Source organism: Corynebacterium sp., assembly GCF_012837295.1.
GTDB lineage: Bacteria > Actinomycetota > Actinomycetes > Mycobacteriales > Mycobacteriaceae > Corynebacterium.
Map to the genome: position 1 here is coordinate 1 of NZ_DURI01000153.1, position 4,761 is coordinate 4,761.

General features: G+C 68.1%; 6 protein-coding genes. 4 read left to right on the forward strand and 2 right to left on the reverse strand.

What is annotated here, in order from left to right; translation table 11 throughout:
• The 3 genes from GX015_RS05200 to ramA all read left to right on the forward strand — a co-directional run.
• Positions 1 to 575 (forward strand): NAD-binding protein (locus GX015_RS05200; protein WP_291343323.1); only part of this gene is annotated, 575 nt, incomplete at its 5' end.
• A gap of 8 nt (positions 576 to 583) precedes the next feature.
• Positions 584 to 1,363: an enoyl-CoA hydratase gene (locus GX015_RS05205; RefSeq protein ID WP_291343324.1), complete on the forward strand. Its 780-nt coding sequence runs from the start codon at positions 584 to 586 to the stop codon at positions 1,361 to 1,363.
• A 306-nt stretch (positions 1,364 to 1,669) separates the two neighbouring features.
• Entirely contained in the window at positions 1,670 to 2,506 is an 837-nt protein-coding gene (gene ramA, locus GX015_RS05210; protein WP_291343326.1) for an acetate metabolism transcriptional regulator RamA, read from the forward strand.
• Between the two features lie 81 nt (positions 2,507 to 2,587).
• Here the strand turns inward: ramA and GX015_RS05215 are convergent, their stop codons facing one another.
• On the reverse strand, positions 2,588 to 3,196 hold the full coding sequence (locus GX015_RS05215; RefSeq protein WP_291343328.1) for a cob(I)yrinic acid a,c-diamide adenosyltransferase: 609 nt from the start codon (positions 3,194 to 3,196) through the stop codon (positions 2,588 to 2,590).
• A 47-nt stretch (positions 3,197 to 3,243) separates the two neighbouring features.
• On the opposite strand from GX015_RS05215, the gene murA reads away from it, so the two are divergent.
• A complete protein-coding gene (murA, locus tag GX015_RS05220; RefSeq protein WP_291343330.1) occupies positions 3,244 to 4,506 on the forward strand; it encodes a UDP-N-acetylglucosamine 1-carboxyvinyltransferase in 1,263 nt (420 codons plus the stop codon).
• Between the two features lie 61 nt (positions 4,507 to 4,567).
• Here murA and GX015_RS05225 read toward each other — a convergent pair.
• Positions 4,568 to 4,761, reverse strand: a 194-nt coding sequence (locus tag GX015_RS05225) for a hypothetical protein (protein ID WP_291343332.1), incomplete at its 5' end; no start/stop codon positions are given.

The following is a 4,761-nucleotide window of genomic DNA, read 5'->3' on the forward strand; positions in this document are numbered from 1 at the left end:
GCCACCGCCACGTCGACGCCCCGGTGTCCGGCGGCGTCGCCGGCGCGGCGGCCGGTACGCTGGCCTTCATGGTCGGCGGCGACGAGGCCGACGTGGAGCGCGCCCGCCCGATCCTGGAGCACATGGGCCGCTCGATCGTCCATTGCGGCGCGTCCGGCGCCGGCCAGGCCGCGAAGGTCTGCAACAACATGGTGCTGGCCATCCAGCAGATCGCCATCGGCGAGGCCATGGTGCTCGGCGAGAAGCTGGGCCTGGCCCCGGAGGCGTTCCACGAGGTCGTCTCCAATTCCACCGGCGCCTGCTGGTCGCTGACGGTCAACTGCCCGGTCCCGGGCCCGGTGCCCACCTCGCCGGCGAACAACGGGTTCAAGCCGGGCTTCGCCACCGCGCTGATGGACAAGGACCTCGGCCTGGCCGAGCACGCCCTGGACACCGCGGGCACCGCGGCGCCGATGGGCCGCCTGGCCCGCGATCTGTACTCGCGATTCCTCGCGGACGGCAACGGCGGCCTGGACTTCTCTGCCATCATTGAACAGACCCGGGCCGATGGCGCGGCCTCCGACGAAAGGAACTAGAAGAACCCATGTCCGAAGGCACCTACGAAACCATCCTCACCTCCGTCGAAGGGCGCGTGGCCACGATCACGCTCAACCGCCCGAAGGCGCTCAACGCCCTGAACACCACGGTGATGAAGGAGCTCGCCGACGCGGTCGAGGGCTTCGACCGCGACCGCGGCATCGGCGCGATCGTGATCATCGGCTCCGAGAAGGCCTTCGCGGCCGGCGCCGACATCAAGGAGATGAAGGATCTTTCGTACAAGGACGCGTACCTGGACGATCTCTTCTCCGGCTGGGACCGCCTGTCGCGGGTGCGCACGCCGATCATCTCCGCCGTGTCCGGCTACGCGCTGGGCGGCGGCTGCGAGCTGGCGATGATGGGCGACATCATCCTCGCCGCGGACAACGCCAAGTTCGGCCAGCCCGAGATCACCCTCGGCGTCATCCCCGGCATGGGCGGTTCGCAGCGCCTGACCAAGGCCGTCGGCAAGTACAAGGCCATGGACCTGGTGCTCACCGGCCGCATGATGGACGCCGAGGAGGCCGAGCGTTCGGGCCTGGTCTCCCGCATCCTGCCGCTGGAGGGCTTCGCCGAGGAGGTCGCGAAGGTCGCTGAGAAGGTGGCGAACATGCCGCTGACCGCCTCCTACATCGCCACCGACGCCGTGGACCGCGCGCTGGAGACGACCCTGACCGAGGGCGTCCACTACGAGCGCCGCGTGTTCTACTCGCTGTTCTCCACCGCCGACAAGATGGAGGGCATGGCCGCCTTCGCCGAGAAGCGCAAGGCCGAGTGGGAGCGCTAGACGTTTGAGAAGTTCCGGGCCGGCCGTCGTCAAGCATCATTCGCTTGGCGACGGCCGGCCTCGTCGTTTCCCGCCGCTTCGTCGGAGCGCCCCGGGGGTGGGAATCGGGCATTCGGCGGGGGTTGCCGAGATTTGAATGAAGATATTAATGATTCGCGGGGGTGGGATATCCGTCAAAAATGTGAGTACCGCCTCAATGCAGGGGCACCCTTTTGGAGGGTATAGTTTCCGGTGTACGGAAACGCGCCCCCCGCTCGGGGTCACCTGATGGAGGCGCGCAAGGTAGGTCAGCAGGAGGCAGGTTCCATGGATCCCAACCGAATTCTGGACGACGATGAAGTGATCAAGTCGTCCCTGGTCACCCTCAAGAATGCGACCGGGATCCCGGTGACCATGTACGCCGAAGTCATCGACGGCGGGAAGATGCAGATCAGCCACTGGGTGGGGCTGCGCACGCCGGCGATGCACAATCTCGTCATAGAGTCCGGCGCGGGCGTCGGCGGCAGGGTCATGTCGACACGGCGGCCCGTCGGAGTCAGCGATTACCTTCGCGCGAAGGTGATCACCCACGAATACGACCAGAACATCAAGGACGAGGGCCTGCATTCGCTCGTCGCGGTGCCGGTCATCGTCGCCCGCCACGTGCGCGGCGTGCTGTACGCCGGCGTCCATTCGTCGGTGCGGTTGGGGGACAAGGTGCTGGAGGAGGTCACCATGACCGCCCGCTGCCTGGAGCAGGACCTGTCGGTGGCAGACGCGTGCCGCAACATGGACCGCGCCTCCGGCGGCAAGGGCGGGCGGGTGATGAACGGCGCCGAGTGGGAGCAGGTGCGCTCCACCCACTCCAAGCTGCGCATGCTGGCCAACCGGGTCGACGACGAGAAGCTGCGCCAGGAGCTGGAGGAACTCTGCGACCAGATGGTCACGCCCGTGCGCGTCAAGCAGACCACCAAGCTCTCGGCCCGCGAGCTCGACGTCCTGGCCTGCGTGGCCCTGGGCCACACCAACGTCGAGGCGGCGGAGGAAATGGGCATCGGCGCGGAGACCGTGAAGTCCTACCTGCGATCGGTCATGCGCAAGCTCGGCGCCCACACCCGGTACGAGGCCGTCAACGCCGCGCGCCGCATCGGCGCCCTGCCCTGACGGGCTTTTTCCGGCGCCGCTTTTTCGCGTGACGACGGACCCGCGTTCGCGCCGGTCCGTCGTCACGCATTTTTTGGTCTTCTACTCGGAGGAGTCCGAGCCGCCGACCTTGTCGGGGCCGCGCTCGCCGCCGGGAACCCACAGCACGTCATCGCCGGCGTTGGCGACGCGGGAAAGGATGAACAGCAGGTCGGACAGGCGGTTGAGGTACTTCGCGGGCCACGGCGACGTGGTGTCCGGGAACTCGCGCACCGCGGTCCAGGCCTTGCGCTCCGCGCGGCGGGCGACCACGCGCGCCGAATGCAGCAGAGCGCCCGCCTTCGTGCCGCCCGGGAGGATGAACGACTTCAGCGACGGCAAATCCTCGTTGAACGAATCGCACCACTGCTCCAGGCGGGTGACGTAGTCCTCCGTGATGCGCAGCGGCGGGTACTTGGGGTTTTCCTCGATCGGCGTGGCCAGATCGGCGCCGGCGTCGAAAAGGTCGTTCTGGATGTGGCGGAGCACCGCGGCGATGTTCTCGGACGGCTCGCCGAGGACCAGGACCTGGCCCAGGACGGCGTTGGCCTCGTCGCAATCGGCGTACGCCTCCAGGCGCGGATCATCCTTGGGGACTCGGCTGAAATCCGACAGGCCGGTCGTGCCGTCGTCGCCGGTACGGGTGTAAATGCGGGTCAAATGAACGGACATGTCTCCACTCTAGGCAGCCGGGCCGAAAGTGTGGTTTCGTTGGTGCCGTGGCGAATGAACGATTCCTGGTCAAGGGCGGCGCTCGGCTGAGCGGGCAGGTCCGCGTATCCGGCGCGAAGAACTCCGTGCTCAAGCTCATGGGGGCGGCGCTGCTGGCCGAGGGCACCACGGTGCTGACCAACTGCCCGGCCATCGACGACGTCCCGCTGATGCAGAAGGTCCTCGAGGGCCTGGGCTGCACCGTCGAGCGCGACGGCGACGTCGTGCGCATCGACACCCCCGCCGAGCTGTCGCCGCGCGCCGACTTCGACGCCGTGCGCCAGTTCCGAGCGTCGGTGTGCGTCCTCGGGCCGCTGACCGCGCGGTGCCGGAAGGCCATCGTCGCACTGCCCGGCGGCGACGCGATCGGCTCCCGCCCCCTGGACATGCACCAGTCGGGGCTGGAGAAGCTCGGCGCCCGCACGTACATCAACCACGGCTGCGTCGTCGCCGAAGCGGACAAGCTCACCGGCGGCCACATCAAGCTGGACTTCCCGTCCGTCGGCGCGACCGAGAACATCCTCACCGCCGCGGTGCTGGCCGAGGGGCGGACCGTGCTGGACAACGCCGCCCGCGAGCCCGAGATCGTCGACCTGTGCGACATGCTCGTGGCCATGGGCGCGCGGATCTCCGGAGCGGGGTCGAACACCATCACCGTCGATGGCGTGGCGGAGCTCAAGCCCACCACCCACGAGGTGGTCGGCGACCGCATCGTCGCCGGCACCTGGGCCTACGCCGCCGCGATGACCGGCGGCGACGTCACGGTGGGCGGCATCAGCCCCAGCCACCTGCACCTGGCGCTGGAGAAGCTGAAGAACGCCGGCGCCAACGTCGAGACCTACGGCAGCGGATTCCGCGTCCGCATGGAGGGCCGCGCGAAGGCCGTGAACTACCAGACCCTGCCGTTCCCGGGATTCCCCACGGACCTGCAGCCCATGGCGATCGCGCTGGCCGCGGTCAGCGAGGGCGTCAGCGTCCTCACCGAGAACGTCTTCGAGTCGCGGTTCCGCTTCGTCGACGAGATGATCCGCCTGGGCACCGATGCGACCGTCGACGGGCACCACGTGATGATCCGCGGCAAGCGGCGCCTGAGCTCCGCTCCCGTGTGGTCGTCGGACATCCGCGCGGGCGCCGGCCTTGTGCTCGCCGGCCTGTGCACCGAGCCCGGCGACGTCACCGAAGTCCACGACGTCTTCCACATCGACCGCGGGTACCCCGCGTTCGTGGAAACCCTCAATTCCCTGGGGGCGGAGGTGGAGCGGGTCCAGTAGGCGGACCGAGCTTCACGACGACGGCCGGAATCCCGCGAGACGGGGTTCCGGCCGCTTCCGTTTAGTTCGATTTGGCGTGTGACGTGGCGTTTTGCTTTGTTCGGGCGGCCGTGTGTAATGTTCTGGGAGTCAGCGAGACCGACGCCGCAAGGCGAAACGGACACTGGCACTGGGGGAAGACCTGAAACGATCCGGTCGCCGCCGCTTGCGCGGTGGAAATCGGATGTGCTAAGTTCTTCTCTTGCTGCTTGAAAC

Bases quoted from the DNA above. Each gene is read 5' to 3' on its own strand.
- GX015_RS05215 (WP_291343328.1), bottom strand. From the start codon at position 3,196: ATGTCCGTTCATTTGACCCGCATTTACACCCGTACCGGCGACGACGGC.
- ramA (WP_291343326.1), top strand. From the start codon at position 1,670: ATGGATCCCAACCGAATTCTGGACGACGATGAAGTGATCAAGTCGTCC.
- GX015_RS05205 (WP_291343324.1), top strand. From the start codon at position 584: ATGTCCGAAGGCACCTACGAAACCATCCTCACCTCCGTCGAAGGGCGC.